Raw genomic sequence first — 25,220 nt, 5'->3', positions numbered from 1 at the left:
GTGTTCACCGGGATCGTCGAGGAAATCGGCAGCCTGACCGTCCGCGAGGACCAGGGCGATGCCGCGCGGCTGCGGATCCGGGCACGCCGAGCGCTCGAAGGCGTGGCGCTGGGCGACTCCATCGCCGTCAACGGCGTCTGCCTCACCGTCACCTCGGTCGAGGGCGACACCTGGTCCACCGACGTCATGGCCGAGACGCTGCGCCGCAGCAGCCTGGGCGCCCTGGCCGAGGGGGACCCGGTCAACCTCGAGCGCGCGGTGACGCCGCACACCCGCCTGGGCGGGCACCTCGTGCAGGGCCACGTCGACGGCGTCGGCGCGGTCCTGACCCGCACGCCCAGCGAGCACTGGGAGGTCGTGCGGATCGCGCTGCCCCCCGACCTGGCCCGCTACGTCGTCGAGAAGGGCTCGGTCGCGGTCGACGGTGTCTCGCTCACCGTCAGCGCGGTGAGCGCGCCGGACGCGCCGGAGCCGTGGTTCGAGATCAGCCTCATCCCCACCACCCTGCGCGAGACCACGCTCGGCGCGGTTCCTCCGGGGAGCCCGGTCAACCTGGAGGTCGACGTGATCGCCAAGTACGTGGAACGCCTGTTGGGAGCACGCCGGTGACGGATCCGGGAACGCAGCTGGACTCGATCGAGGACGCGATCGCCGCCATCAAGCGCGGGCGCCCGGTCGTCGTGATCGACGACGAGGACCGCGAGAACGAGGGCGACCTCATCTTCGCCTCCGAGCTGGTCACGCCCGAGCTCGTGGCGTTCATGGTCCGCTACACCTCGGGCTACATCTGCGTGGCCGTGACCGAGGAGGACGCCGACCGGCTGGACCTGCCCCCCATGTACCGGGTGAACCAGGACCGGCGGGGCACCGCCTACACCGTCACCGTGGACGCCCGCGAGGGCGTCACCACCGGCATCTCCGCCGCCGACCGGGCGCACACGATCCGGCTGCTGGCCGACGCCGAGACGTCGTCGGCGGACCTCGCCCGGCCCGGCCACATCGTGCCGCTGCGGGCAAGGGACGGCGGCGTGCTGCGCCGTCCCGGGCACACCGAGGCCGCCGTCGACCTCGCCGTGCTGGCGGGCCTGCGGCCCTCGGGCACCCTGTGCGAGCTGGTCAGCGAGAAGGACCCCACCGGCATGGCCCGCGGTGAGGAGCTGCGGGCGTTCGCCGACGAGCACGACCTGTGCCTGGTCTCGATCGCCGACCTGATCGCCTACCGCAAGCGCTTCGACAAGCTGGTCGAGCGGGTCGCCGAGGCGACCGTGCCGCTGTCCCCGGGCGTCTTCACCGCCGTCGGCTACCGCAGCTCCTACGACGAGCGGGAGCACGTCGCCTTCGTCTACGGCGACATCGGCGACGGCGTGGACGTGCTGGTGCGGGTGCACTCCGAGTGCCTCACCGGCGACGTCTTCGGCTCGCTGCGTTGCGACTGCGGCCCGCAGCTGCAGGCCGCGCTGGCCACGGTGGCCCAGGAGGGACGGGGGATCGTGCTCTACATCCGGGGCCACGAGGGCCGCGGGATCGGCCTGCTGCACAAGCTGCAGGCCTACCAGCTGCAGGACAGCGGTGTCGACACCCTCGACGCCAACCTCGACCTCGGGCTGCCGGCCGACGCCCGTGACTACGGGACCGGGGCGCAGATCCTGGTCGACCTGGGCGTGCACACCATGCGGCTGCTGACCAACAACCCGGCCAAGCGCGCCGGGCTGGAGGGATACGGCCTGAAGATCACCGGCCGGGTCCCGCTGCCCAGCCACGTCACCGCGGAGAACCTCGCCTACCTGCGCACCAAGCGGGACCGGATGGGACACCTGCTGGACATCATCGAGCCGTCGGCCATGCTGGAGGACGCTGCCGGGCCGGCCGACCTGCCCGCGCCGGTGCCCTCGTGGCCGGTCGTCCCGGGCGAGGTGCCTCCGGAGGTCCGACTCGGCGGCAGCGAGCAGCGCTCGTGAACGAGCGGGCGAGTTCACGCAGGGACGGAGCAGCGGGGCCGCGAACGCGGCCGACGAGCGCCGGCGAGGTGGTCACGTGAGCGGCCGGGGAGCCCCCGAGGTCGGGCCGGTGGACGCCGCCGGGCTGACGCTGGGCATCGTCGCCACCACCTGGCACGCCGAGATCACCGGCGCGCTGCTCGACCGCGCCATCGCCGCCGCCCGCGCCTGCGGCATCGTCGAGCCGACCGTCGTCCGGGCCCCGGGCGCGGTGGAGCTGCCGGTGGTCGCCCAGGCGCTCACCGAGCGGTACGACGCGGTCGTCGCCCTCGGCGTGGTCATCCGCGGCGGGACGCCGCACTTCGAGTACGTCTGCGACGCGGTCACCATGGGGCTGACCCGGGTGGCCCTGGACGCCGGCCGACCGGTCGGCAACGGCGTCCTCACCTGCGACACCGAGCAGCAGGCGCGTGACCGCGCGGGCCTGCCCGATTCGGCCGAGGACAAGGGCTGGGAGGCCACGATCGCTGCGCTGGCCACCGCTCTGACCCTCCGCGACCTCCGGGCGCCGCACCGACCCACCGGTTTCTCCATCCCCCCGGCCGCCGACGGGAGCCGCGCGTGAAGACCTTCGATTCGTTGTTCGCCGAGCTCTCCGCCAAGGTCGCTGCCGGCGACCCCGTCTCGGGGACGGTCACGGCGGTCCGCGACGGCGTGCACACCGCGGGCAAGAAGGTCGTGGAGGAAGCCGCCGAGTCCTGGATGGCGGCCGAGCACGAGGACGAGCAGCGGACGGCGGAGGAGATCAGCCAGCTGCTCTACCGGGTGCAGGTGCTCATGCTCGCCCGCGGGCTGACTCTGGACGACGTCTACGCTCACCTCTGAAAAACACCCCGTCCTCCTCACCCCTCACATGCTCGGGGCGAGCCTCTGGACGGGGCCGGGCCGCCCTGTCATCTCACGTCCGAGGAGACCTCGAGTGCTGCGCATCGCCGTGCCCAACAAGGGCGTCCTCAGCGAGCCGGCGGCGGCGATGCTGTCCGAGAGCGGGTACCGGCAGCGGCGCAGCACCAAGGACCTCGCCGTCTACGACCCCGACAGCGACACCGAGTTCTTCTACCTGCGGCCGCGGGACATCGCCGTCTACGTCGCCGCCGGCACGCTCGACGTCGGCATCACCGGGCGCGACATGCTGCTGGAGACCGCGCCGGCCGACGGCGAGGGTGCGGCCGCGGTGGAGGTCATGCCGCTGGGCTTCGGGCGCTCGTCGTTCCGGTTCGCCGTCCCGGTGGAGTCCGGCATCGAGAGCGTCGAGCAGCTGGCCGGCAAGCGGATCGCCACCGCCTACCCGGTCCTGCTCCAGCGCTACCTCGACGACCAGGGCATCAGCGCCGGCGTGGTCAAGCTCGACGGCGCGGTGGAGACCGCCTGCCGGCTCGGCGTCGCCGACGCCGTCTGCGACGTCGTGGAGACCGGCACGACGCTGCGCGCGGCCGGGTTGCACATCATCGGCGAGCCGGTGCTCACCAGCGAGGCCATCCTGGTTCGGCGGGCGGGCGCCGAGGAGATCCCGGCGGTCGCCCAGCTGCGCCGCCGCCTACGGGGGGTCCTCGTCGCCCGGCAGTACGTGATGCTCGACTACGACTGCCCGAACGAGCTGCTGGCCAAGGCGACCGCGCTCACCCCCGGGCTCGAGGGCCCGACGGTCAGCCCGCTGCAGACCGAGGGGTGGTCGGCGGTGCGGGCCATGGTCGCCCAGAGCGAGACCAACCGGGTGATGGACGAGCTGTGGGAGCTCGGCGCCCGCGCGATCCTGGTGACCAGCATCCACGCCTGCCGGCTGTGACACCGCGATCCTCCGGATCGCACGCGAGAGCCCCCGTCCCGAGGGCGGGGGCTCTCACGCGTCCGTGCTCACCGGTTCCGGGTGGTCCGGTCCACGAGGTCGATCGCGGTGCACAGCCCCAGGGCCATGGCCCGGCCGCTGGTGGACCCGGTGGCCAGCAGGCCCGCGATGGCCGGGCCGAGCGGCCGCTCGCCGACCAGGCCGTGCAGCACCGCGGCGTACTCGCCGCTGACCCGGCCCGCGGCGGCGTGTCGGAGCAGCGCCCGCGACAGCTCCGTGGTGCGCCCGGCTGCGAGGGCGTAGACGCCGGCGGCGAACCGCTCGGCGGCGGGGTGGCCGAGCAGGACCAGCCCGGCCATCGTGCCGGCCATCACGTCGTCGCCGGCCGGGGTCAGACCCGGGCCGAGGCCGACGAGACGGGCGGCCGTCCGCAGGGCGGCGTCGAGGTCGGCCCGGCGGACGGCGCCCCGCAGGGCGGCCAAAGGGCCGCCGGGGCCGGGCGGCAGGCCGGGCAGGGTGAAGGCGCTGTGCGGGACGCCCTCGCCGTAGAGGGCGTTGCGCAGCTGCCGGACGCCCTCGGGCAGCAGTGCCGGCTGGGCGCTGGGCAGCCGGGGGCGCGGCTCCCACCAGGCGGCGGCGCTGACGGCCAGGTCACCGACGACGATCCGGCCACCGCCGACCTCGGCGGGCGCCCCGCTGGGCAGGGCCACGAGCGGCCGGCCGTTGCTCGGGCGGAAGAGGACGCAGCCGAGCGGCAGCCGCGCGGCGTCGCTGGTCAGGACGCCCACGACCTCGCTGCCGCGGTCCCCGGTCGTCTGGAGGTACACCGCCGCCGGGACGCTCATGAGCACGCGCGCCGGGCGGACCGGTCCCCGGAGGAGCTCGGCGACGCCGGTGCTGGCCGAGGCCGGCACCGCGGTGGCGGCGCGGGCGGAGCGGGCGGTGCGGGCGGCGGCCTGGGCCGATTCGCGCGGCAGGGGGATGGTGGGGACTCCGGCGCGGGCGGCGCGGCCGCGCGAGGAGGTGGGCGTTCCGGGCCGCACGCTCCCGGAGCCGGTGGTCTCGTCGATGGTGCGCATGGTGGCCTCTTCACCGTTGATGCAATGGGAGGCACCGTCGGCTCGAGGCCTCCCACCCAGGCCCGCCTCGCCCGTCGGGGGGACTCGGCGCACCAGCATGCGGTGACCGGCCTACCATCCTGCGGGCGGAGTGGAACCGGGCTTCGAACCTAAGCGGCGCGTCGCATGCCCTTGTATGGCGGAAGTCGCCAAGAATGGGGACGTTGGTCCAGGCAGTCCTGACAGGATGTCGTGGTATGGCCGATCAAGACGGCAACTGGGAGGGTGGAGACCGTGACCCAGGGTGACGCAACGCTCACCATCACAACAAGGGGTAACGGTGCGATCCCTCTTCGTCGCTCCCTGTCGGCCCCGGAGGCGCCTGTGACGCAGAACCCACCGGACCGCGCCGGCTGGCACGAGCGCGTCGGGCTCACCCTCGCCGAGGCGCTCGAGCTGCCCGGGCTGGCCGGTGCCGAGGTCGTGGCCGGCGCCGCCGGGCTGAACCGCGTGCTGCGGCACATGGTCGTCGACGACCCGGTGGACCCGCTCGCGCTCGCCGGTCCCGACGTGCTGGTCGTGCTCGGGGCCCGGCTCCCTCCGGCCGACCCGGCCGACTGCCGCGCCCTGGTCGAGCGGCTGGGCGCCATGGGCACCACCGCGCTGGCCTTCCCCCGCGCCGAGGGGCCCTCGCCGGTGCCGGCCGAGGTGCTGGCCGAGGCCGACCGGCGGGCCTTCCCCGTGCTGGCCCTCCCCGCCGACGTCCGCACCGACGAGCTCGTCTCCGAGGTGCTGGGCGCCGTCGTCGGCAAGCAGAGCGAGGCGCTCGCGCTCTCCTTCCGCATGCACGACCAGTTCATCGACGTCGCGCTCAGCGGCGGCGGGCTGGCCGAGGTGACCGAGCGGCTGGCGTCCTTCCTCCAGGGCGCCGCCGTCCTGGGGCTGGGCCCGGACCGGGAGATCGTCACCACCGCCGGCCCGGCCGACGACGTGGCCGAGATCAGCGACTGGCTGTGGCTGCTGGACGCCGAGGCCGAGGACGAGCTGGCCCTCATGGCGCCGTCCCGGCGGCTCTCCGGCGTCCGTGCCGACCAGGTCACGGTGACCCCGGCCGACGTGCTGGCCGACGCCGACCTCTCGCCGGCCGACGGCATCCTCCTCGTTCCGGGGCACCACGAGCTGCCCGGCGGGGTCGGGGAGTACGCGGTCGCGCCGATCATGGCCGGCGAGCAGCGGCACGGCTGGCTGGTCGCCGTCCACCGCACCGGGCCGATGATGGTCGGCGCCGGCGGGGTGCTGGAGCGCGCGGCCGTCGTCTCGGCCCTGTCGGTCATCCGCCAGCAGGCCGTCCACTCGGTGGAGCTGCGGTTCCAGGGCGACCTGGTGCGGCGGCTGGTCGGCGGTTCCCTGCGGCACACCGAGCGGGCGCTGGCGCAGACCCGGTCCTTCGGCTGGCGGCTGGACGGGCCGGTCGTGGTCCTGGTGACCGCCACCGAGACCGCCGCGGACGCCACTGCCGACCCCACCCGCGCCCTCGACGTCCTCGACCGGCTGGCCGACGGCTGGCGGGCCGCGCTGGAGACCGAGGTGTCCGGCGCCGCGGTGGCCGGGCTGTCCACCGAGATCGTCACCGTGCTGCCGCTCGACGGCCACACGCCGGAGGAGATCACCTCGCTGGTGTCGGCGGTGACCTCGCGGGTGAACGCCCGGGTGCGCCGGGTGGGCCGGGTGCTGGGCACCGGCATCGGCCGGCCCGCCGCCTCGCTGTCGGCCCTGGGCGAGGCGCACCAGCAGGCGGCCCGGGCGCTGGCCGTGGGCCAGGAGATCCACGGCACCTCGGCGGTGACCCACTTCGACCAGCTCGGGGTGTTCCGGCTGCTGTCGCTGATCCCGGACAGCACCGAGCTGCGCAACTACGTCGACGAGGTGCTGGGCTCGCTGGCCGACGCCTCCGACCCGGACTCCGCCGACCTGCGCGAGACGCTGCGGGTGCTGCTGGAGACCAACCTCAACGTCGCGGAGTCCGCCCGGCGGCTGCACTTCCACTACAACACGATGCGGTACCGCATCGGCAAGCTGGAGCGGCTGCTCGGCCCGTTCACGACCGACCCCACCCTGCGGCTGAACCTGCTGCTGGCGCTGCACGCGGCCCGGATGCGGGGGCTGGACCAGCCGCACCGCCCGCCGGTGGACGCCGCGCTGACCCAGCCCCCGGACGAGGGGCTCGACGCCCTGACCTGAGCCGGGAGGCACGCGCGCATGGGCGCCGGCGTGGACGCCCTGGTGGCGCGGATGACCGGGCTGCTGGCCCCGCTGGAGGCCGGCGGGGACCCGGCCCGGTTCTTCCTGGGCACCTACCTGCGCACCACGGTGGCCGTCGGCGCGGCCATCGACGGCGGCGGCTTCGAGGAGCCGGCGTGGGTCGAGGAGTGGGACGTCGACTTCGCCTGCCGCTACCTCGACGCGCTGGCCGCGCACCGGCGGGACCCGGCCGGCCCGCCGCGGCCGTGGCGGCTGGCCTTCGGCGCCCGCCCCGATCTGCCACCGGAGGCGCACGTGCTGCTGGGCATGAACGCGCACATCAACTTCGACCTGCCGCAGTCGCTGGTGGCCATGATCCCGCCGGAGGGGTTCGACGACTCCGAGCTGCTCGACCGCCGGCGCCGCGACCATGAACGGATCGACCGGGTGCTGGCCGCGCGGGTCGCCGCGGAGGACGTCGAGCTGCACCGGGCCGGCGGGCGGCGCACGGTCCTGGACCGGGTGCTGGCCCCGGCCAACCGCACGGCCAGCCAGGTGTTCCTGCGCGAGTCGCGGCGCAAGGTGTGGGCCAACGCCGCGCAGCTGGACGTCGCACGCCGGCGCGGGCCGGGGAGCTACCCCCGCCGGGTGGCCCAGCTGGAGGCGGCCGCCGCCGCCCGCGTCGACGACCTGTTGCGGCCGGGACCGGTGCTGCTGCGGCTGGCCGTCCGCGGCTTCGGCGTCTCGCTGACCTGACCCCCCCTCCGCGCACCGGGCCCGACCCCGTCGACGAGGCTGGGGGCGGGGCCGCACCGGGCGGCCGTGAGGGAGGAACCGCATGACCGACGTCGCCCGTCCGCTCGCCGGCAAGGTTGCGCTGGTCACCGGCGCGTCGTCCGGCATCGGGGAGGCCACCGCCATCGCCCTGGCCGCTGCCGGTGCCGCTGTCGCGATCGGCGCCCGCCGCCGCGACCGGCTCGACGACCTCGCAGCCAAGCTCCGGGACGAGGGCGCCCGCGTGCTGGCGCTGGACCTGGACGTGACCGAGGAGCAGGCCTGCATCGACGCCGTCCGTCACACCCGGGAGGAGCTCGGCGGCCTGGACGTGCTGGTGAACAACGCCGGCGTGATGCTGCTCGGCACGATCGTCGGGGCCGACACCGAGGACTGGCGCCGGATGATCCACACCAACGTGCTCGGCCTGATGTACATGACGCACGCCGCCGTCGACGGGATGCTCGAGCAGGGGTCCGGCGACATCGTGAACATCTCCAGCGTCGCCGGCCGGACCGCGCGCAAGGGGGCCGGCGTCTACAACGCCAGCAAGTGGGCGGTCAACGCCTTCAGCGAGTCGCTGCGCCAGGAGGTGACCGCCCGGGGGGTGCGGGTCTCCCTGGTCGAGCCCGGCGCGGTGGCGACGGAGCTGTCCAGCCACATCACCCAGCCCGAGGCGCGCGAGGCCTCCCGGCAGATGGCGGAGAACATGCGCACGCTGCAGGCCGACGACATCGCCCGCGCGATCCGCTACGTGGTCACCCAGCCGCCGCACGTCGCCGTCAACGAGATCCTGATCCGCCCCACCGACCAGGAGCGCTGAACGAGTCGGGAGGAACCCGGCGTCGTGACCAGCGGCGGCCCCCTGCAGGGTCCCGCCGCGAGCGTGCGAGCGGTGGGGGGCAGGGGGTCCTCTCAGTCGCGGAAGACCTCGATCTGCGCGCCCATCTCGATCAGCCGCTCGTAGAGCTGCTCGTAGCCGCGGGCGATGATGTCGACGTTGCGCAGCACCGAGGTGCCCTTGGCGGCGAGCATCGCCAGCAGGAGGCAGACCGCCGGCCGCAGCGCCGGGGGGCAGACGACCTCGGCGCTCGACCAGTGGGTGGGGCCGGTGACCAGCACCCGGTGCGGGTCGAGCAGCCGGACGTCGGCGCCGAGCCGGGTCAGGTCGGAGAGGTGGATCGCCCGGTTGTCGTAGACCCAGTCGTGGATCAGCGTGGACCCGCCGGCGGCCGCCGCGATCACCGCGAAGAACGGCAGGTTGTCGATGTTGAGGCCCGGGAACGGCATCGGGTGGATCTTGTCGATCGGGGCGTGCAGCTCCGACGGGGAGATGGTGATGTCGGCCAACCGGGTGTGCCCGTTGTCGGCGAGGTACTCCGGGGAGAGCGTGTAGCGCAGCCCCATCTCGGCGAGGACGGCGAGCTCGATCTCGAGGAACTCCACCGGTGCCCGGCACACGGTCAGCTCCGAGCTCGTCACGATGCCCGCCGTCAGCAGGCTCATCGCCTCGACCGGGTCCTCGCTGATCGTGTAGTCGACGTCGGCGTCGATCACCGGCCGGCCGCGGACGACCAGCGTGGTGGTGCCCAGGCCCTCGATGCCGACGCCGAGCAGCTGCAGGTACAGGCAGAGGTCCTGGACCATGTAGTTGCAGCTGGCGTTGCGGATGGTCGTCGTGCCGTCGGCGCGCGCCGCGGCCAGCAGCGCGTTCTCGGTGACCGTGTCCCCGCGCTCGGTGAGCACGATGGTGCGGTCGGCCGTGCCGGGGGCGGAGACGGTGGCGTGGTATTCGCCGGCGCGTGCCTCCACCTCCAGGCCGAAGGGACGCAGCGCGATCATGTGCGGCTGCACCGTGCGGGTGCCGAGGTCGCACCCGCCGGCGTAGGGCAGGTCGAAACCGGGCGCGCGGTGCAGCAGCGGCCCGAGGAACATGATGATGCTGCGGGTCCGCCGGGCGGTGTCGGCGTCGATGCCGACCAGGTCCAGCTCGTCGGGGACGACGAGGGTGAGGTCGTGGCCGTCGGGGTCCCAGGTGGCGGCGACGCCGATGGAGCGCAGCACGTCGAGGATGCGCTCGACCTCCACGATGCGGGCCACGTTGCGCAGTGTCGTCCGGCCGCGGTTGAGCAACGCCGCGCACAGCAGCGCGACCGCGGCGTTCTTCGAGGACTTCACCGTGACGCTGCCCCGCAGCGGGCGCCCGCCGGTGACGCGCAGGTGGGCGGGGCCGGCCGGACCGACGCGGAGGAGCTCGCTGTCGAGGGCGTCGGAGAGACGGCTGAGCAGCTCGAGGGTGAGGTTCTGCCCGCCCTGCTCGATGCGGGCGATCGCGCTCTGGCTGGTGCCCAGCCGCTCGGCGAGCTGCGCCTGGGTGAGGCCGCGGTGCCGCCGGGCGTCGCGGATCAGCGAGCCGATGCGGCGGGTGGCGGTGTCGGTCGAGGGGAAGTCGTGCGCCGTCACGAGGAGAAACGTTATCTCGTATGTGAGATGAGCAGTTCCACGGCGCTCGGGATTGGCCCCAGCGGAGGGCTCCGGCCAGACTGCACCCGTGGATGTTCTCGTCACCGGAGGAACCGGGCGGCTGGGCCGGCGGATGGTGGAGCTGCTGCAGGGCGGCGAGCACCGGGTGCGCCAGATGTCCCGGCGCGGCACCGGACCGGGCGGGGTGCGCGGCGACCTGGCCACCGGCCGCGACCTGGCCCCGGCGCTGCGCGACGCGGAGGTGGTCGTGCACGCGGCCAGCGACCCGCGTGGCGACACCTGGCAGGTCGACGTCGCGGGGACCCGGCGGCTGGTGCAGGCGGTCGACCGGGACCGGGTGCGGCACCTGGTCTACGTCTCGATCGTCGGCGTCGACCGCATCCCCTACAGCTACTACCGCGCCAAGTTCGCCGCCGAGCAGGTGCTGCTGGCCTCCGGACTGCCGGTGACGCTGCTGCGCATCACCCAGTTCCACGACTTCGTCGACGAGCTGCTGGCCACCGCCCGGCGCGGGCCGATCCTGCCGGTGCCGATGGGCTGGCGCATCCGGCCGGTGGACGTCGGCGAGGCGGCGGCCCACACGGTCCAGGTGGCGCTCGGCTCCCCGTCCGGGGATGTCGTCGAGTACTCCGGGCCGGAGGAGCTGACCGCCGCCGACGTGGCGCGGGAGTGGGCCGCCGCCCGGGAGCCGGGTGCCCGCGTGGTGTCCGCCCCGGTGCCGGGGCGGTTGTCCGCCGCCGTCCGGGACGGTGGGGCGCTGCCCTCCGGGGGTACCCACGGGCGGCGGACGTACGCCGAGCACCTGCGCGGCTGAACAAGAACCCCCTGCTCCCCACCGCTCGCACGCTCGCGGCGGGGCCCTGCAGGGGGCCGGGACGGGGCGGGAGGACGACGTCGGAAACCCGCCGGTGGTCCGTCCGCGGTGCTGCCTGTGGTCGGGCGGTGCGCACCCCCGGCCGCCGTGCCGCCGTCCCGGTGCTCGCCGCGGTCGTCGTCACCGTGCTGGCCTGGGCGTCGGCGTTCGTGGCCATCCGCGCCGTGGGCGCCGATCTCTCACCCGGGGCGCTGGCGCTGGCGCGCCTGGCCGTCGGCACGGGAGTGCTGGCGGCCCTGATGGCGCTCGCGGGCCGGCGCTGGGTGCCGCCCACCCGGGGCGAGTGGGGGCTGCTCGCGATCTGCGGGGTCGGCTGGTTCGGCATCTACAACGTCGCCCTCAACGCCGCCGAGCAGCACCTGGACGCCGGGACGACGGCGATGCTGGTCAACATCGGGCCGATCCTCATCGCGGTCCTCGCCGGGCTGTGGCTGGGGGAGGGGTTCCCCCGCCGGCATGGTCTACCTCGGCGTCGTGCCGACCGCCCTGGCCTTCAGCACCTGGGCCTACGCGCTGGCCCGCACCGATGCCGGGAAGCTCGGGGTCACCACCTACCTGGTGCCGCCGCTGGTGATCGCCCTCGGCTGGCTGCTGCTCGACGAGGTGCCGCCCGCGCTGGCCGTCGTCGGGGGCGCGGTGTGCCTGGCCGGGGTGGCGCTGTCCCGCCGGCGCGGCCGGGTCTCCCCACCGCTCGCGCAGGAGGCCGGCACGCGCGCCTGACCCCCGGCCGGCACGGACGGCCAGGGGTCTGCACACGGACCGAGGGCCCGCCACCGGCCGGTGACGGGCCCTCGGTCTCTTCAGTCGGGCGGCAGCGGTGGGATCACCGCCGGTCGGCGGCTACCGGCCGCTGACCTGGAATGGAGCGCTCCTGCCACCGTCGGTGGCGATGGCCACCAGGTACCCGGGGTTGGCGGTCCCGGCCGCGTTGTTCCGCAGCCGCAGGGTGAACTCGCCGCCGGTCTCGGGGGCCACCGCGGCGGTCACCGCGGTGCCGTTGCCGAACTGCTGGGCCTGGGCGACGGCGGTGACGACGGTGCCTCCGGCGTTGAGCAGCTGGCCGCCAGCGTTGGCCCGGTAGAGCCGCACCTGACCCGTGGTGACGTCCGAGGTGCCCTCGATGCGGAAGTCACCGGACCTCCACTGCGCCCGGGTGACCACCGGGGAGCTCACGAACACCCCCGGCGAGCCGTCGACCGTGGCGGCCGTGCCGGTCCGGCCGGCCGCGACCCCCTTCACCGAGAAGGTGTAGCTGGTCGCTCCGGTGAGGCCGGTGACGGTGGCCGTCCGCGCGCCGCTGGTCAGCGACGCCGGCCGGGCCGCGGAGCCGTCCGCGTTGAGGACGCTCACCTCGTAGTCGGTGGCCTCGGGGACCGCCTGCCAGTCCAGCCGGACGGCGCCGGAGACCGAGGTCGCGATCAGTTCGGCCGGAGCGGCCAGCGGGGCCGGCGGCGCGACCTCGCCCGGCGTCCCGGTGTAGCTGCCGGTCGTCACGTTCCCCGCCGCGTCGAACGCCGCGTAGTTGACCGTCACCGGGGCCGTGCCCGTGAGGGTGATCGGAGCGGTGTAGAGCTCCGCGTTGAGCGCCGGCATGTCGATGTCGTTGGCCGGGCTGCCGTCCACGGTGTAGTAGATCTGCGGGGTCCCGGCGTCGTCCGTGGCCGACAGCGTGAGCTGGTTGGTCGCGGGGTCGAACTGGGCCTCACCGAGCGTCGGCTGCACCGTGTCGCCCGGGGTGCCCCCGCCTCCCGGCGGCGTGCCGGTGGACTCGCCGGCCAGGAACGCCGCGCTCAGGGCCTCGCCCTGGGCCGCCCGCACCTGGATGGCGTAGTTCTGCGCCGGGTCGAGTCCGGTGAGCGTCGTGCTGGTCGCGGTCGCGGCCTCGTTCCGGCCCCGCAGGTTGCCCTGGGGGTCGGTCGCGATGATCTGGTAGCCGGAGACGGCGGTGCCGCCGGCGACGTCGTCGGCCGGGGTCCAGCGGACCTGCATCTGGGTGCGGTCGGCGGAGCGCTGGAACGTCGCGTTGCCCGGCGCGGGCTGGGCGGCGTCACCGGGACCGGCCGGGCAGCCGCCCATCCCGGGCCCGCCGACCTCCTCGTGCTCGGCGATGGTGATGCCGGCCCGCTCCTCGCCCTGGGTGGTGACCCAGGACATGACCCGCGCGGTGCCGGCGAGCGCGGTCTGCGCGGTCGCCGCGTCCTCGAAGGTGTACTCCGCCTGCACCTGGGTGTCGCTGATGCGGGTCAGCGAGGAGGTGTAGCCGGTGTCCCCGGTGCCGTCGACCGTGGCGCGGGCGTCGCGGCGACCGACCGCCGTGTCCTTGAAGTCGGGCTGGATGATCCGGCCCTCGACCCGCTCCAGCGGGATGTCGGCCGGGACGTTGCTGATGACCGTGACCGTGGCGCCGCTGGCGGACTCGGACTCCACGCTGATCGGCGCGACCGGGCTGTCGTAGGTGACGCCGTCGATGACCAGCCGGAGGACGTCGCCGCCCTGGATGTCCGGCGTCACCTTGAGGCCGGCGGGGGCTCCCTCGCCCCAGCAGGCGCCGCCCGGGTGGTTGATCTCGAAGGCCACCCCCGCCTCGGGGTAGTTGACGGGGGCGTCGGTCTGGCCGACGACGGTCTCGCCGGTACCGCGCAGCACCTGCACCCGGGCGGTGGCGTCGGTGAGGCCCTCGAAGCCCTCGACGGTCATGAAGTCCCGGTCCGGGAAGATGACCATGTTGTTCGGGAGGGTGGGCAACGGCGCCGCCTGCGCCGCACCGCCGGTCAGGACGACGGATCCGACCCCGAGGGTCGCGGCCGACAGCAGGCCCACAGCCTTCCGCCGTCCCGCCCTCGTGCTGGTGTCCCGCTCGGCCGGTCGCCTGGCGAGGGGAGCCGCAGCGCCCCGTGCACGGTGGCGACCGCCGGTGGTGGTCGTGCCTGGTGAGCCCATGACGTCTCCGCGGTCGAGCTGTTCCCCGATCGGGTGACCGGAGCGTGCGGAACACGGTCGTCCGCGTGCGGTCATGCCAGCAGCCATGGCGAGGGGGTCCTATGACCCCCAATCTGAGAGGGGACCCCGGACACGCCGCGGGCGGCGCCCGGGCTGCACCCGGCGCGCCGCCCGCACGGAGAGGTCAGGCGACCGGCGACGGCGGTCCCGGGACGACGAGGGTCGGCCGGTGGGCGTGGTGCAGCAGGGCGCGGGTGACGCCACCGACGAGCAGCTCCCGGCTGGCCGACCGGCCGCGGGTGCCCACGGCGATGACGCCGGCGCCGTGGCCGGTGGCGCACTCGGCGAGCGTCGCCGCGGTGGCGCGAGAGCTCCCCGGCCGCCCCGCGGAGGGCACGGTGACCAGCTCGGCGCCGTCGGGCGCCGTGGGACCGGGGCCCGGGCCCGGCTCGCTGACGGAGACAACGAGCTGCTTGCGCTCGGGGAACAGCTCGGCCGCGGTGGCCATGGCCGTGTCCGCGCCGGCCGAACCGTCGGTGCCGACGAGGACCGGGCCGTGATCGGCCGCGTCCCACTCGGCGCTGGTGAGCGGGTAGGGCACCACGAGGACCGGCACCGGGCTCACGTGCACGACCAGCTCCGAGACGCTGCCGAGCGCGGCCCGCACGCCGCTCAGGCCCCGGGAGCCGACCACGATCAGGTCGGCGCCCAGCTCCTGCGCGGTCCGGGCGAACTGGTAGCCGTCGCCGCCGAAGGTGCGCTTCACCAGCGGCTCGGCCGTCCAGCCCGCGGCGCGGGCCAGGGCCACCCCCGTGCGGGTCAGCCGCTCGGCCTCGGCCCGCCCCTCGCTCTCCAGGAGATTGCTGAGGGACTCGAGGCTGTCGGCGCGGCCGGCCAGCCGCTGCCGGAGTTCCGGGGAGGTGAAGGGCGGTTCCCACAGGTGCAGGACCGTGGCGTCGGCCGAGGGGATCAGGTGGGCGGCCGCCTCGATGGCGTTCACCGAACTGCGCGAGCCGTCGTAGCCGACCAGCACGCGGAGGGTCCGTCCACCGGAGTCAGGGGCGCTCATGCGCTCATCCTCCCCGCTTCGCGGCCGGGCGACCCGGCCGGGTGCGGCCGCCGCGCCCGATGGGGTAGGCAGGGGAGGTGCTCCCGGGCCGGGAGCCGGAACGCGCCGGAGGTGCGGAATGGACGAGCAGGGCTGGACAGCCGTGGTGGCGGCCGCTACCCGGGCGCCGTCGATCCACAACACCCAGCCGTGGCGGTTCGTCGCCGCGCCGGACCGGCTGGAGCTGCACCTGGACCCCGCGCGGGCGCTCCCGGTGCTCGACCCCACCGCCCGCCAGCAGGTGATCAGCTGCGGGGCCGCCGCGGAGTTCGCCGTGGTCGCGCTGCGGGCCGCCGGTCACCGCGCCGAGGCCGAGCTCCTGCCCGACCCCGCCGACCCCGACCACCTGGTCAGCGTGCATGTCGGTCCGCCGCGGGAGGTCACCGAGGAGGACCGGGTCCTGGCCGAGGCGATCGGACGCCGGCACACCGACCGGGCGCCGTTCCGGCCGCGGGCGGTGCCGGTCGGGCTGGTCGACCGGCTGCAGGAGGACGCCGCCGCGGTGGACGTGTGGCTCAAGCCGATCACCGCCTCCGACGAGGAGGTCGCGACCGTCTTCCTCATCTCCCGCGCCGAGGAGATGGAGCGCAGCGATCCCGAGTACCTCGCGGAGCTGAAGGGCTGGCTGCGCACCGATCCTGCCGCCGCGGACGGCGTCCCCGTGGTCGCCGTGCCCAGCGAGGACCCGGCGACCCGGCCGTCGAACTGGCTGATCCGCGACTTCGTCGTCGGCAGCCGCGGGCCGCAGTCGGCCTTCCTCCCGCCGGGGGACCCCGACGCCCCGCCGCCGGCCGTGGAGCGGCCGTCGGTGGTGCTGCTGGGCACCAACAGCGACGACCGGACGGCGTGGTTGCTGGCCGGCCGGGCGCTGGGCCGGCTGCTGCTCGTGGCCACCGCGGAGGGCCTGGTCGCCTCGCCGCTCACCCAGGCGCTGGACTGGCCGGCGACCCGCACCCGGATGCGCACCCGGCTGTCGCTGGTGGGCTACCCGCAGATGCTGCTGCGGATGGGGTACCCGGCGACGGCCCCGACGGCGACCGCGGGCCGGCGGCCGGTCGCCGAGGTGCTGAGCTTCGCGCCGGGCACCGGCTGACCCGGCGGTCGACCGGCCGGACGGTCAGCGGCGGCGGGAGGAGCCCCAGGGGTCGTCGGGGTCGAAGTCGTCGGCGTCCCCGGCCGGTGCGGTCGCCCGCGTGGGCTCCGCCGGCCGGGCGGCGGCCTCCAGCGCCGCGTCCCGCTCGCGGACGCGCTCGGCGCGCTCGGCCGCCTCCGCGCGCCTGCGCTCCCGCCGGGAGGGCCGGCCCGCGCGCTCCGGCTCGGTGCGCCCGAGCCGCCACAGCCCCGCACCCGCGAGCGCCAGCCCGATCGGCAGGACGTAGGCAGCGGCCCGCTCGGTGCCGCCCTCGCCGAGGAACCCGGTGATCCCGGCGACGAAGAAGACCGTCATCGCGGCGCCGACGACGCCGAGCAGCGCCAGCGTCGTCCCGAGCAGCTCCGACCGCGGCCGGACGGCGTAGGCGAGGGCGATCAGGCCCAGCCCGCCGCCGACCAGGTACAGCCCGGCGCCGGCCTCGTGCAGCGTCGGCCGGCTGTCCTGCGGGAACAGGCCCACGAGCAGCACGCCGATCGCGGCCGCCGCGAGAAGGGCGGGGGCGACTCTCCCGCCGCCGCCGAGCAGCCGCGGCCGCAGCAGCGCGGTACCCGCCGCGATCAGCAGCCCCTGGACGACGAAGGAGGCGTTCATGAGCACGTGCCCGGCGGAGGTCGCGACCCCCAGCGCGCTGATCAGGTCGTCGGCGCGCGAGTAGGGCCCGTCGTGCTGCAGCACGACGACGGCCTCGACGAGGAAGAACTGGAGGGTCAGCAGCCAGGCGATCGCGCCCCAGCGGTCCCGGTGTGCACTCACGGATCCCATGGTCCCAGGCGGTGGCTCTGGTCCGCCGTGGGCGGCGTGCTCCCGGGCCTACCTTCTGCCGGTACACGCGGTACCCGGTGATCAGCGCTGCTCCAGGAGGGCGGCGGGCACCCAGGTCTCCACGAGCAGCGGCCCGTGCGGCCCCGCGACGGCGTAGGCGACGCGGCCGTGCCAGCCGCCCTCGGCCTGCCGCCACTCCACGAGCAGCCCCGGCCAGATGCCGGGCGCGCCGGGCGGGTCGTGCACCCAGCAGTGCCGGCCCCCGCCCTCGGCCCGTGCCGCCGCCCGTGCCGCCGCCCCCGCGCCGCCCGGGCGGCGCGGCTCGGCCGCCTCCACCGGCCGGCCGACGCCGGAGGAGGCGGCCCGCTCGCCGAGGGAGCGGCCGGATCTCCCTGGGTGCATGCCGCCGGCCACGGGAGCAGTCTGGCACGCTGATCGAACAGGCGTTCGACCGGCGCGGCGCTCACCTGCGCGCGGCGACCCCTTCGGCCAGCGTGCGGGCCACCGCCTGCAGCAGCGGGTGCCCGGGCAGCTCCTCGACGGGCACCGGCAGCGGCAGCGACCAGTTCGGCCGGTCGGTGGCGCCGGGCATGTTCGGCCGCCGCACCGCGCCGACGGCGTCCTCCAGCGTGGCCGACAGCAGCAGCGACGGCGCCGTCGCGAGCAGCTCGTGCGCCCGCCGGACCGCCGTCTCCGGCCCGGCGTTCCGCGGGAGGCCCGGGAGCCGCGTCAGGAGCTCCTGGCGGCCGTGCTCGAGCTCCTCGTCGGTGCCGACGCCGTAGTGCCGCTGCTCCTCGAGGTCGGCCCCGGTCCACAGGCCGGCCACGGTGGGCAGGTCGTGGGTGGTGACGGCGGCCATCGCCTCGGCCGGCCACCGCGGCGGGGGCTCCTCCTCGAACCACAGCAGCCGGTAGCCGAGGATGCCGTGCTCGGCCAGCGCCTCCCGCACGCCCTTCTCGACCGTGCCGAGGTCCTCGCCGACCACGACCGCCCGAGCCCGGTGGCTCTCCAGGGCGACGATGTCGAGCAGGTCCTCGGCGGGGTAGCGCACGTAGGCGCCGTCGGCCGGGCTCGCGCCCTCCGGCACCCACCACAGCCGGAACAGGCCCATGACGTGGTCGATGCGCAGCCCGCCGGCGCCGGCCATGGTGGCGCGGATGGACTCGATGAACGGCGCGTAGTCCCACTCCCGCAGCCGCCAGGGGATCAGCGGCGGGGAGCCCCAGTCCTGGCCGGAGGAGTTGAAGGCGTCCGGCGGGGCGCCGACGCGCGCGCCGGAGGCCAGCACGTCCTGCCAGGTCCAGGCGTCCGCGCCGCCGCCGGCCACGCCGATGGGCAGGTCCTGGAGGACGGTCATCCCCTCGGTGGCCCGCCCCAGCTGCAGGTGCAGCGCCCACTGCAGCCAGGCGTGGAAGGCGACGTCGCGCTCGTGCTCGGCGACGAAGTGCCCGACCGCGCCGCTGCGGGGGTCGCGCAGCTCCTCGGGCCAGGCGCGCCAGTCGGGGCCGTGCACGTCGGCGAGGGCGCACCAGCTGGCCCAGTCCTGCAGCGGCTGGCCCTGGTGCCACCACCAGTCGGGGAAGGCGGGGTCGTCGCGCCCGGTGGCGTCGAAGATCCGGCGCAGCACGGCGCGCTTGCGGGCCCAGATCGCGTCGCGGTCGATCAGATCGCCGTCGTTCAGCGCCCGGCCGGCGTCCTCCTCCAGGTCGACCGAGCCGGCGCCGGGGACCTCGGCGACCCGCAGGTAGATCGGGTTGCGGAACCGGCGGGTGGCCGGCAGGTACGGGCTGGCCTCCTGCTGCGGGGTCGGCGCCACCGCGTGCAGCGGGTTGACCAGCACGAAGCCGGCGCCCTGGCCGGCCGCCATCTCCCGGACCGCCCGCAGGTCGGCGAGGTCGCCGATGCCCCAGCTGGCGCGGCTGCGGGCGGCGTAGAGCTGCACCGTCCAGCCCCAGGCGCGGTCCTCGGGCAGCCAGCAGCGGCCCGGGGAGACGATCAGCCGGCGGCGCGGCCCGCCGGGCGCCTGCAGCCAGTGGTAGCCGAGCGGGAAGTCCTCGGGCAGCTCACCGTCGATCGAGCGCACCGACCCGTCCTCGCAGGTGACCTCGGCCCGGTCGACCTCCAGCGCGTCCCCGGGGCGGGCCACGATCGGGGCGCGGTCCTCGAGGTCGGCGGGCGGGGTGCCGATGATCTCCCGCAGCCGGTCGATGGTGGCCTGGGCGACCTGGTGCTCCTCGTCGCGGGCATCGAGCCAGGCGGCGTCGATGCCCCACTCGTCGGTCGTCGGTGTGCGCGTCACCCCCCGATACTCCCCAGCGCACCCCGGGCCCACACAGGAGGTCGGGCGTGGTGCCGCTCTCCGCCTCGGCCCTCCCGCGGCTGCAGTGGTGGATCACCGCGCTGCGGGCCTCCCCGGCGTCCTGAGCCGGGCTCACCCCTCGGGGTGGGGTCCCGCGCGGCCGGCTCAACCCGCGGGGGCCGTCGTCCGTAGACCGGGGACGACGCACACCCGAGGGAAGGCCCACCAGCGTGGACGACGGAACGACAGGACCCCGCCCCGGCCGCTCCCGGGCGGTGCTCCTCGCCACCGGCGCGGCGGCCGTCCTGGCCGCCGGCCACGCGGCCGCCGGGGACGGCGTGACCGAGGTGCTGCCGCACCTGCTGCTCAGCCTCGCCGGTGCGGCCGGCGCCGCGATCGCCGCCGACCGTCTCCAGCGCAGCAGCCGGGAGCGCACCCAGGCCGAGCTCGCGCACCTGGCCTTCCACGACGGGCTGACCGGGCTGGCCAACCGGGCCCTGTTCACCGATCGGCTCGAGCTCGCGCTGCGCCGCACCGCCCGCAGCGGCGGCGAGGTGGCGGTCGTCTACCTCGACCTCGACGGCTTCAAGAACGTCAACGACAGCCTCGGGCACCACGCCGGGGACCGGCTGATCGGCGCGGTGGCGCAGATCCTGCAGGGGGCGGTGCGCAGCGAGGACACCCTGGCCCGCCTCGGGGGCGACGAGTTCGCCATCCTCGTCGAGCGCGCGCCCGGCGTGCAGGAGGCGACCCGCATCGCCGAGCGGATCCTGACCGCGCTGTCGAACCCGGTCGACCTCGGCGGCCAGCGGGTCACCGTCTCGGCGAGCCTCGGCATCTCCACCGGGGACGTCGCCGCCACCGCGAGCTCCCTGCTCCGCGACGCCGACAACGCCATGTACTGGGCCAAGGGCGCCGGGCGCGGCGGGTACGTCGTCTTCAACCCGCAGATGCGTTCGGCCGCCGCCGAGCGGCGGCAGCTGGAGGAGGACCTCTGGGCGGCGCTGCCCGGCGGGCAGTTCCGGCTGGTCTACCAGCCGGTGGTCGACCTGGGCAGCGAGCGGGTGATGGGCTTCGAGGCACTGCTGCGCTGGGACCACCCTACGCTCGGCGTCGTCCTCCCCGAGCGGTTCCTGCCGGTCGCCGAGGACATCGGGCTCATCCCCGAGATCGGGCGCTGGGTCCTGGCCGAGGCCTGCGCCGCCGCGGCGGGCTGGCGGCGCAGCCACCCGGGCGCCGGCGCGCTGTCGATGGCGGTCAACGTCTCGCCGTCCCAGCTGGGGTCACCGGGGCTGATCGACGACGTCCGGTCGGCGCTGGAGAGCAGCGGACTGCCCGCGGCCGCCCTGGTGCTCGAGCTGACCGAGTCGGTCCTGGTCCGCGATCCGCTGCTGGCCGCCGAGCGGCTGCACGAGCTGCGCGGCCTCGGGGTGAGGGTGGCCCTCGACGACTTCGGCACCGGCTACTCGTCGCTGTCGCACCTGCGCCAGTTCGCCGTCGACATCCTCAAGATCGACCGGTCGTTCGTCAGCACGATCGACGACGCCGAGGCGATGCCGGCGATCCTGCGCGGGTTGATCAACCTCGGCCGCACCCTCGACCTGGAGATCGTCGCGGAGGGCATCGAGCAGGAGCGCCAGCGCTCCCACCTGCGCGAGGGCCAGGTCGGCCTGGCGCAGGGCTACCTGTTCGCGGCGCCGCTGGAGCACACCGACGCCGAGCTGCTGCTGCTCGGCCAGGCGGAGGCGCCCGCCGAATCGCCGTGATCATGGGGTTGTTGCCGGCCGACGCGGCGTGCCCGCCCGTGTCGCGTGCAACAACCCCATGATCAACACCGAGGAGCTCAGCGCAGCGAGGGCTCCGCCAGCTCGCGCTGCCCCGCCTCGTCGTCCCGCCGGCCGGGGCCGCCGTTGGTGGCCGACGCCGGCGGCTCCTCGGGGGCACCGTGGTCGTCGTCGAGCATCGTCGCCTCGTCGAAGGGGCTGCGGCCCGACAGCGTGGCGTCCAGCTGCCCGCGGTCCAGCTCCTTCGTCCAGGTGGCCACCAGGATGGTCGCGACGGCGTTGCCGGCGAAGTTGGTCAGCGCCCGCGCCTCGGACATGAACCGGTCGATGCCGACGATCAGGCCGACGCCGTCGAGCAGGTCGGGGCGGTGGGCGGACAGGCCGCCGGCCAGGGTGGCCAGGCCCGCGCCGGTGACCCCGGCCGCGCCCTTGGACGCGATGATCATGAACGCCAGCAGGCCCAGCTGCTCACCGAGCGAGAGCGGGTCGCCCAGCGCCTCGGCGATGAACAGCGAGGCCATGGTCAGGTAGATCGCCGTGCCGTCGAGGTTGAACGAGTACCCCGTCGGCACCACGATGCCGGCCACCGGCTTGCTCACGCCGGCGTGCTCCATCTTCGCGATCAGCCGCGGCAGTGCGGTCTCCGACGAGGAGGTGGAGACGATCAGCAGGAACTCCCGGCCCAGGTACTTCAGCAGGGCGAACAGGTTGACCCCCGCGACCAGCCGCAGCAGCAGGCCGAGGACGACCACGACGAAGAGCACGCAGGTGGCGTAGAAGCCCAGCATGATCACCGCGAGGCTGGTCAGCGCGTCGATGCCGGTCTCGCCCACGACGGCGGCGATCGCGCCGAACGCGCCGATCGGCGCCACCCACATGATCATGGCGAGGACGCGGAACACCAGCTTCTGCAGGTGGCCGATGCCGCGCAGCAGGGGCTCGCCGGAGCGGCCCATGGCCTGGATCGCGAACCCGACCAGCAGCGCGACGAGCAGCGCCTGCAGCACCGAGCCCTCGGTGAGCGCCGACAGCAGCGTCGTCGGGATCAGGCCGAGCAGGAAGTCGACGGTGCCGCCGCTCTCCTCGGCGGTCGCCGCCAGCTGCGAGCCCTGGCCGCGCAGCTCCTCGGAGAGCTGCAGGCCGTCGCCCGGGTGCAGCACGTTGCCGACCACCAGGCCGATCGCCAGCGCCACGGTCGACATGAGCAGGAAGTAGCCCAGCGCCAGCCCGCCGACCCGACCGACCTTCGCCGCCTGCCGGATCGAGCCGATGCCCAGCACGATCGTGCAGAAGATGACCGGCCCGATGAGCATCTTGATCAGGCCGACGAACGCGGTGCCCAGCCACTTGAGCTCGGTCGCGAACTCGGGGAAGAGGAAGCCGACGGCGATCCCGGCGAGCACCGCGCCGATGACGGCGATGTAGAGCCAGTGCGTGCGGTCCCGTCGCCGGGTGGTCGGCGGCTGGTCGGCGGCGGTGCCTGAGGCCATTCCTGCTCCTGTGGTAGGCGGGAGGCGGGCTGCCTCCCCGGGGTGGCGGGGGTCTGCCCCGGAAGGGGTGCCGGGATTCACGGTCCGCCGCGAAGTGACTGCGGTCACGCATGTGTTCATTGCGTACACAGCTGCCGCCGGGACACTCGCTGGAGTGCACGTCCCCGCCTTCTCCCCGCGCCGCCGCGGGACCGCGAGCCTCGCCCACCAGCTGCTGCTGCTCCAGGTGCTGGTGGTCGCCGCGGTCGTCCTGGCGGCGACGGCCGTCGCCTACGTCCGGGCGGAGCGGGGGGTGCGGGAGTCGGCCGAGCGGCAGGTGACCGGCATCGTGCAGAGCCTCGCGGAGTCCCCGCTGGTCCGCGACGCGGTCACCGGCCCGGATCCGACGGCGGTGCTGCAGCCCTACGTCGAGCAGGTGCGGGCCGCCATCGGCACGTCGTTCATCACCGTGCTCGGTCCCGACCGCACCCGGTACACCCACCCGGACCCCGCGCAGATCGGCCGGCCCTTCCGGGGCACCATCGGCCCGGCGCTGGAGGGGCGGACGTTCACCGAGACCTACACCGGGACCCTCGGCCCCTCGGTGCGGGCGACCGGGCCGGTGCGGTCCGCGGACGGGGACGTGGTCGCGCTGGTGTCGGCCGGGATCACCGTCGAGGCGATCGACCGGGACCTGGCGGGCGCCGTCCCGGGCATCGCCGGCACCGCGCTGGTCACGCTCGCCGTCGGCGGCCTGGGCAGCTGGGGGCTGAACCGGCGGCTGCGCCGCCAGACGCACGGGCTGTCCCCGGCCCAGCTCGCCCGGATGGTCGAGTACCACCACGCCGTGCTGCACGCCGTCCGCGAGGGGCTGCTCCTGGTGGACGACGAGCAGCGGGTGCAGCTGGTCAACGACGAGGCCCGCCGGCTGCTCGGCCTCGACGGCGACCCCACCGGCCGGCGCGTCGCCGAGCTCGGGCTGCCACCGGAGCTGACCGAGGTGCTGGCCCGGCAGCGCACCGCCGTCGACGAGGTGCATGTCGCCGGCGCCCGGGTGCTCGTGGTCAACCAGGCACCGCCCCGGGCCGCGGGCGGCTCCGCCGGCACCGTGGTCACCCTCCGCGACCACACCGACCTGCAGGCGCTCACCGGCGAGCTGGACAGCGTCCGCTCCTTCGCCGAGTCGCTGCGGGCCCAGGCGCACGAGGCCGCCAACCGGCTGCACACCACCGTCTCGCTCGTGGAGCTGGGCCGCACCCGCGAGGCGGTCGACTTCGCCACCGCCGAGCTGGTCTCGGCCCAGCAGCTGACCGACCGGGTGGTCGGGGCCGTGGGCGACCCGGTGCTGTCGGCGCTGCTGCTGGGCAAGGCGGCGACCGCGCACGAGCGGGGCGTGCTGCTGGAGTTCGACCCGGCCACCGCGGTGGGGGAGACCGGCCTGCCCGGCGGCGACCTGGTCACCATCGTGGGCAACCTGCTCGACAACGCGATCGAGGCGGCCCTGGCCGGGGATCCACCGCGGGAGGTGCAGTTGGCCGCCTGGGTCGAGGACGACCGGCTGGAGATCCGGGTGGAGGACACCGGTCCCGGCGTGGCCGCCGAGGACCTGCCGCACCTGTTCGAGCGCGGCTGGAGCACCAAGGACGCCTCCGGCGCGCCGGCCGGCCTCGGCCGGGGCCTCGGGCTGGCGCTGGTCGCCGCGGCCGTGCGCCGCCACGGCGGGACCCTGGCGGTGCGCCCCGGCCCCGGCGCCGAGTTCTCGGTCACGCTGCCGCTGCGCGTGCCGGCGAGGGCGCCCCGGTGATCCGCGTGCTCGTCGTCGAGGACGAGCCGGTGGCCGCCGAGGCGCACCGCGCCTACGTGGACCGCACGCCGGGCTTCACCACCGCCGCGGTCGCCGGCACCGGCGCCCAGGCCCTCGACGCGCTGTTCCGGCTCCCGGTCGATCTGGTGCTGCTGGACATGAACCTGCCCGACACCCACGGCATCACGCTGTGCCGGCGCATCCGCGGGGCCGGCGCGCAGGTCGACGTCCTGGCGGTCACCTCGGCGCGCGAGCTCACCACGGTGCGGGCCGCGGCCGCCCACGGCGTCGTCGGCTACCTGCTCAAGCCGTTCACCTACCCGGCCCTGCGGGACCGGCTGACCGCCTACGCCGAGTACCGGGAGCGGCTGCACGCCGGCGGGGACGCCGCCGGCCAGGACGACGTGGACCGGGTGCTCGGCGCCGCCCGGCCCAGCCGCCCGGCGCCGCTGCCGAAGGGGATGGGCCGGGAGACGCTGGACGCCGTGGTCGCCGCCGTCCGGGCCGCCGACGGGGTCTCGGCCGCCGAGACCGGCCGGCTGATCGGCGCCTCGCGGATCACCGCCCGCCGCTACCTGGAGTACCTCGCCGACACCGGCCTGGTCGACCGGGTGCCCCGCTACGGCGGCACCGGCCGGCCGGAGCTGGAGTACCGGTGGCGCTGACCTGCCGGCGGATCCCCGGGAG

General features: G+C 75.3%; 22 protein-coding genes and 1 pseudogene. 15 read left to right on the top strand and 8 right to left on the bottom strand.

What is annotated here, in order from left to right; translation table 11 throughout:
• From BMZ50_RS12810 to hisG, 5 genes are all read left to right on the top strand, one after another.
• Positions 1 to 609: a riboflavin synthase gene (locus BMZ50_RS12810; RefSeq protein WP_091325024.1), complete on the top strand. Its 609-nt coding sequence runs from the start codon at positions 1 to 3 to the stop codon at positions 607 to 609.
• A complete protein-coding gene (locus BMZ50_RS12805; protein ID WP_245753617.1) occupies positions 606 to 1,958 on the top strand; it encodes a bifunctional 3,4-dihydroxy-2-butanone-4-phosphate synthase/GTP cyclohydrolase II in 1,353 nt (450 codons plus the stop codon). The genes BMZ50_RS12810 and BMZ50_RS12805 overlap by 4 nt, the downstream gene beginning before the upstream one ends.
• A 76-nt stretch (positions 1,959 to 2,034) precedes the next feature.
• Positions 2,035 to 2,562, top strand: a complete 528-nt coding sequence (gene ribH, locus BMZ50_RS12800; protein ID WP_091325022.1) for a 6,7-dimethyl-8-ribityllumazine synthase — start codon at positions 2,035 to 2,037, stop codon at positions 2,560 to 2,562.
• Positions 2,559 to 2,822 (top strand): phosphoribosyl-ATP diphosphatase, encoded by a 264-nt coding sequence (locus tag BMZ50_RS12795; protein ID WP_091325017.1) that lies wholly within the window; start codon positions 2,559 to 2,561, stop codon positions 2,820 to 2,822. Before ribH ends, BMZ50_RS12795 begins: the two co-directional genes overlap by 4 nt.
• Positions 2,823 to 2,916: 94 nt before the next feature.
• Positions 2,917 to 3,783, top strand: a complete 867-nt coding sequence (gene hisG, locus BMZ50_RS12790; RefSeq protein ID WP_091325015.1) for an ATP phosphoribosyltransferase — start codon at positions 2,917 to 2,919, stop codon at positions 3,781 to 3,783.
• A gap of 68 nt (positions 3,784 to 3,851) precedes the next feature.
• Here the strand turns inward: hisG and BMZ50_RS12785 are convergent, their stop codons facing one another.
• Positions 3,852 to 4,862, bottom strand: a complete 1,011-nt coding sequence (locus BMZ50_RS12785; RefSeq protein WP_091325010.1) for an oxamate carbamoyltransferase subunit AllH family protein — start codon at positions 4,860 to 4,862, stop codon at positions 3,852 to 3,854.
• A gap of 363 nt (positions 4,863 to 5,225) precedes the next feature.
• On the opposite strand from BMZ50_RS12785, the gene BMZ50_RS12780 reads away from it, so the two are divergent.
• The 3 genes from BMZ50_RS12780 to BMZ50_RS12770 all read left to right on the top strand — a co-directional run bounded on the left by BMZ50_RS12780 (position 5,226) and on the right by BMZ50_RS12770 (position 8,679).
• Positions 5,226 to 7,082, top strand: a complete 1,857-nt coding sequence (locus BMZ50_RS12780) for a helix-turn-helix domain-containing protein (protein WP_091325008.1) — start codon at positions 5,226 to 5,228, stop codon at positions 7,080 to 7,082.
• A gap of 18 nt (positions 7,083 to 7,100) precedes the next feature.
• A complete protein-coding gene (locus tag BMZ50_RS12775; RefSeq protein ID WP_091325006.1) occupies positions 7,101 to 7,838 on the top strand; it encodes a DUF5995 family protein in 738 nt (245 codons plus the stop codon).
• Positions 7,839 to 7,920: 82 nt separating this feature from the next.
• Complete coding sequence (locus BMZ50_RS12770) at positions 7,921 to 8,679, top strand: SDR family NAD(P)-dependent oxidoreductase (protein ID WP_091325004.1); 759 nt, start codon at positions 7,921 to 7,923, stop codon at positions 8,677 to 8,679.
• A 92-nt stretch (positions 8,680 to 8,771) separates the two neighbouring features.
• On the opposite strand, the gene BMZ50_RS12765 is transcribed toward BMZ50_RS12770, so the two are convergent.
• The gene (locus BMZ50_RS12765) at positions 8,772 to 10,319 is read right to left on the bottom strand and encodes a helix-turn-helix domain-containing protein (RefSeq protein ID WP_091325001.1); all 1,548 of its coding nucleotides are present in this window, start codon (positions 10,317 to 10,319) and stop codon (positions 8,772 to 8,774) included.
• 88 nt (positions 10,320 to 10,407) lie between these two features.
• Between BMZ50_RS12765 and BMZ50_RS12760 the strand changes: the two genes are divergently transcribed.
• The 3 genes and pseudogenes from BMZ50_RS12760 to BMZ50_RS24510 all read left to right on the top strand — a co-directional run bounded on the left by BMZ50_RS12760 (position 10,408) and on the right by BMZ50_RS24510 (position 11,934).
• Positions 10,408 to 11,154, top strand: coding sequence for an SDR family oxidoreductase (locus tag BMZ50_RS12760; protein ID WP_091325000.1), 747 nt, complete (start codon positions 10,408 to 10,410; stop codon positions 11,152 to 11,154).
• Between the two features lie 128 nt (positions 11,155 to 11,282).
• Positions 11,283 to 11,603 (top strand): annotated as a pseudogene (locus tag BMZ50_RS25270) (EamA family transporter); the annotation flags it as partial.
• A gap of 67 nt (positions 11,604 to 11,670) precedes the next feature.
• Positions 11,671 to 11,934 (top strand): DMT family transporter, encoded by a 264-nt coding sequence (locus BMZ50_RS24510; protein ID WP_218146228.1) that lies wholly within the window; start codon positions 11,671 to 11,673, stop codon positions 11,932 to 11,934.
• Between the two features lie 120 nt (positions 11,935 to 12,054).
• On the opposite strand, the gene BMZ50_RS12750 is transcribed toward BMZ50_RS24510, so the two are convergent.
• Together BMZ50_RS12750 and BMZ50_RS12745 are read right to left on the bottom strand one after the other, a co-directional pair.
• Positions 12,055 to 14,034, bottom strand: coding sequence for a fibronectin type III domain-containing protein (locus tag BMZ50_RS12750; RefSeq protein WP_091324999.1), 1,980 nt, complete (start codon positions 14,032 to 14,034; stop codon positions 12,055 to 12,057).
• Between the two features lie 304 nt (positions 14,035 to 14,338).
• The gene (locus tag BMZ50_RS12745; protein ID WP_091324998.1) at positions 14,339 to 15,223 is read right to left on the bottom strand and encodes a universal stress protein; all 885 of its coding nucleotides are present in this window, start codon (positions 15,221 to 15,223) and stop codon (positions 14,339 to 14,341) included.
• A 118-nt stretch (positions 15,224 to 15,341) separates the two neighbouring features.
• On the opposite strand from BMZ50_RS12745, the gene BMZ50_RS12740 reads away from it, so the two are divergent.
• Positions 15,342 to 16,355: an Acg family FMN-binding oxidoreductase gene (locus BMZ50_RS12740; protein ID WP_091324997.1), complete on the top strand. Its 1,014-nt coding sequence runs from the start codon at positions 15,342 to 15,344 to the stop codon at positions 16,353 to 16,355.
• Positions 16,356 to 16,379: 24 nt separating this feature from the next.
• Here the strand turns inward: BMZ50_RS12740 and BMZ50_RS12735 are convergent, their stop codons facing one another.
• The 3 genes from BMZ50_RS12735 to malQ form a co-directional block, all read right to left on the bottom strand.
• On the bottom strand, positions 16,380 to 17,177 hold the full coding sequence (locus tag BMZ50_RS12735; RefSeq protein WP_091324996.1) for a DUF998 domain-containing protein: 798 nt from the start codon (positions 17,175 to 17,177) through the stop codon (positions 16,380 to 16,382).
• 81 nt (positions 17,178 to 17,258) lie between these two features.
• Positions 17,259 to 17,591: a hypothetical protein gene (locus BMZ50_RS12730; RefSeq protein ID WP_245753616.1), complete on the bottom strand. Its 333-nt coding sequence runs from the start codon at positions 17,589 to 17,591 to the stop codon at positions 17,259 to 17,261.
• Positions 17,592 to 17,640: 49 nt separating this feature from the next.
• Positions 17,641 to 19,476 (bottom strand): 4-alpha-glucanotransferase, encoded by a 1,836-nt coding sequence (malQ, locus tag BMZ50_RS12725; RefSeq protein ID WP_091324995.1) that lies wholly within the window; start codon positions 19,474 to 19,476, stop codon positions 17,641 to 17,643.
• A gap of 230 nt (positions 19,477 to 19,706) precedes the next feature.
• Between malQ and BMZ50_RS12720 the strand changes: the two genes are divergently transcribed.
• A complete protein-coding gene (locus tag BMZ50_RS12720) occupies positions 19,707 to 21,242 on the top strand; it encodes a putative bifunctional diguanylate cyclase/phosphodiesterase (RefSeq protein ID WP_091324994.1) in 1,536 nt (511 codons plus the stop codon).
• A 77-nt stretch (positions 21,243 to 21,319) separates the two neighbouring features.
• Here BMZ50_RS12720 and BMZ50_RS12715 read toward each other — a convergent pair whose 3' ends face one another.
• Positions 21,320 to 22,750 carry a cation:dicarboxylate symporter family transporter gene (locus BMZ50_RS12715; RefSeq protein WP_091324993.1) on the bottom strand — a complete coding sequence of 477 codons (1,431 nt, stop codon included), beginning with the start codon at positions 22,748 to 22,750 and terminating at the stop codon, positions 21,320 to 21,322.
• Between the two features lie 154 nt (positions 22,751 to 22,904).
• Here BMZ50_RS12715 and BMZ50_RS12710 point away from each other — a divergent pair, with 154 nt between their 5' ends.
• Together BMZ50_RS12710 and BMZ50_RS25055 are read left to right on the top strand one after the other, a co-directional pair.
• Positions 22,905 to 24,533 (top strand): sensor histidine kinase, encoded by a 1,629-nt coding sequence (locus BMZ50_RS12710; RefSeq protein WP_091324990.1) that lies wholly within the window; start codon positions 22,905 to 22,907, stop codon positions 24,531 to 24,533.
• Positions 24,530 to 25,198 carry a response regulator gene (locus BMZ50_RS25055; protein ID WP_091324988.1) on the top strand — a complete coding sequence of 223 codons (669 nt, stop codon included), beginning with the start codon at positions 24,530 to 24,532 and terminating at the stop codon, positions 25,196 to 25,198. The genes BMZ50_RS12710 and BMZ50_RS25055 overlap by 4 nt, the downstream gene beginning before the upstream one ends.
• Positions 25,199 to 25,220: the final 22 nt, after the last annotated feature.

The sequence above is a fragment of the Geodermatophilus ruber genome, from assembly GCF_900114385.1.
Taxonomy (GTDB): Bacteria; Actinomycetota; Actinomycetes; order Mycobacteriales; family Geodermatophilaceae; genus Geodermatophilus; species Geodermatophilus ruber.
Note: the sequence above shows the minus strand (reverse complement) of the source record. Positions and strands in the feature narration are given on the sequence as shown.

Excerpts from the sequence above, each read along its gene's own strand:
- BMZ50_RS12745 (WP_091324998.1), bottom strand. The coding sequence starts at position 15,223 with ATGAGCGCCCCTGACTCCGGTGGACGGACCCTCCGCGTGCTGGTCGGC.
- BMZ50_RS12785 (WP_091325010.1), bottom strand. The coding sequence starts at position 4,862 with ATGCGCACCATCGACGAGACCACCGGCTCCGGGAGCGTGCGGCCCGGA.
- BMZ50_RS12740 (WP_091324997.1), top strand. The coding sequence starts at position 15,342 with ATGGACGAGCAGGGCTGGACAGCCGTGGTGGCGGCCGCTACCCGGGCG.
- BMZ50_RS12775 (WP_091325006.1), top strand. The coding sequence starts at position 7,101 with ATGGGCGCCGGCGTGGACGCCCTGGTGGCGCGGATGACCGGGCTGCTG.
- BMZ50_RS12770 (WP_091325004.1), top strand. The coding sequence starts at position 7,921 with ATGACCGACGTCGCCCGTCCGCTCGCCGGCAAGGTTGCGCTGGTCACC.
- BMZ50_RS12715 (WP_091324993.1), bottom strand. The coding sequence starts at position 22,750 with ATGGCCTCAGGCACCGCCGCCGACCAGCCGCCGACCACCCGGCGACGG.
- BMZ50_RS12735 (WP_091324996.1), bottom strand. The coding sequence starts at position 17,177 with ATGGGATCCGTGAGTGCACACCGGGACCGCTGGGGCGCGATCGCCTGG.
- BMZ50_RS24510 (WP_218146228.1), top strand. The coding sequence starts at position 11,671 with ATGGTCTACCTCGGCGTCGTGCCGACCGCCCTGGCCTTCAGCACCTGG.